Raw genomic sequence first — 1822 nt, 5'->3', positions numbered from 1 at the left:
CTGGGCTTCCTCACCCCCACCGAAGCGTTCGCTCGACTCATTGCCGGCGAACCCCATGTTGCTTCGACGCCTTGACACCACCCTGAAGCCTCCTGCTTCGAGGAGGCTTCGGGCGATGTAGTGGGTGAGATTGCGGAATCCGAGGGCGGAGCCGCGGAGGTGTTCGAGCCGACCGTTGATCGCCTCCGTCGGACCGTTGCTGGTGCCGGGCCGGTCGAAGAACGCCAGCACGTCCGCGGCGCGTTTGGTCAGCGTTCGGCCGAGCTTGGCCAGTTCGGGCAAGGCGTTGGGAACCTTCTTGCTCAGCGCGGTGATGAGCTTGTCCATCATTGCTTTGGCCTTCGCCGGGTCGGGTTCTCGGTAGGCGGCGACCATTGCCTGGTAGATCTCCCACGTCGCCTCGACCGCGACGTGCTTCTCTCGCTCGAACAGCGCGCTGAGGCGTTCGCATTGCCGGTCGGTCAGCAGGTTGGTGCCGGTGTGGAGGGTGCGGCGGGTCTTGTAGAGGGGGTCGTTCTTGCGGCCCCTGCGCTTGTGGAGCTGCTGCTGAACACGCCGCCGGCAGTCGTCCAGTGCGTCCCCGGCCAGGCGAACGACGTGGAAGGGATCCATGACTGCGACCGCGCCCGGCAATGCTTCGCCGGTCGCGGTTTTGAAGCCGGTGAACCCGTCCATCGCCACCACCTCGATGCGGTCCTTCCACGCCTTCGGGCGGGCCTCGAGCCAGGCTTTGAACGCCGCCTTGGAGCGGCCCGGGATCATGTCCAGAAGCCTTGCCGGTCCGGTCTTGTCCCTGGCCGGAGTGAGGTCGATGATCACGGTGACGTACTTGTCGCCGCGCCGAGTATGGCGCCAGACGTGCTCATCGACCCCGATCACGTGGACGGCGTCGAAGCGGGCCGGGTCATCGATCAGCAGCCTCTGGCCCTCAGCCAGGACGGCGTCGTTGGCGGTGTGCCAGGCCACCCCGAGCCCGGCGGCGATCCTTGCGATCGTGAGGTGATCGATGACCAGGGCTTCCAGCGCCCATCGCATCCCTCCGCGAGAGAGCTTCGCCCGCTCGGGTGCCGCGCGAGTGGTGTCTTCTCGCCAGCGGTTCCCGCAATGATCACACCGGTGCCGTCGGATCCGCACCAGCAGCGTCGTGGGGCGGTGGCCGAATGGTTCGTGGGCAAGGCGACGAGTGACTGTGCCGCGCGAGGTCGCTCGTGCTCCGCAGGCGCGGCACCACGGATCCTCCTCAGCGAGTCGACATTCGAGCACTGCCCGCTCGGTCGTGAGCTGCTGACCGACAGCGACCAGGCCGAGCTCCTCGAGGCGTGTGAAGGTCGTCAGATTGGGATCGGCGAAGGTAGCGTTGGGCATGTCGAGGTCTTCCTGATGGCGAGCGTGAGAACTTCCATCATCGGGAGACCTCGACGTCTATCCCGGGACCGACGCGCCCGCCCCACGCTCCGCAGCTACCCCCTCATCTACGAAGAGCCGCATTGGCGTACCCGGTCGAGTTGCGGGAGCATTTCGTCCGGATGGTCGCGGAGATGAAACCAGATGACGACAGTGAGTACCGGGCGATTAGGCTGTGTTGATAGAGCTGGTAGTTTAGCGGAGTGTCGCTTGGAGGCACTTGAGTTCTTCGACTCGGTAGTGTGTATGTGAACAGCCACGCTCGGTGTTCGAAGCACTGTGATTCACCCCGGGGATGATGGAGGGACTGAAGCCACGGAAAGGACTTCACCCTCACCTCGATCTTTCATGGGGTCGGTAGGTCCGCTCGGTCGGCGTCGTTGCCGATCTTTGCGGACTCATTCTGGCATGAGGGTGT

1 protein-coding gene is annotated in these 1822 nt (G+C 64.8%); it reads right to left on the bottom strand.

Annotation, left to right across the window (positions count from 1 at the left end; all coding sequences use genetic code 11):
* The coding region (locus ABD093_RS18350) for an ISL3 family transposase (RefSeq protein ID WP_377802430.1) at positions 1–1365 on the bottom strand (1365 nt) is incomplete at its 3' end.
* Positions 1366–1822 lie beyond the last annotated feature (457 nt).

This window comes from Brachybacterium tyrofermentans, assembly GCF_039526165.1.
Lineage (GTDB): Bacteria > Actinomycetota > Actinomycetes > Actinomycetales > Dermabacteraceae > Brachybacterium > Brachybacterium tyrofermentans.
The sequence above is the reverse complement of the archived record's forward strand: the minus strand, read 5'-3'. Positions and strand labels throughout refer to the sequence as shown.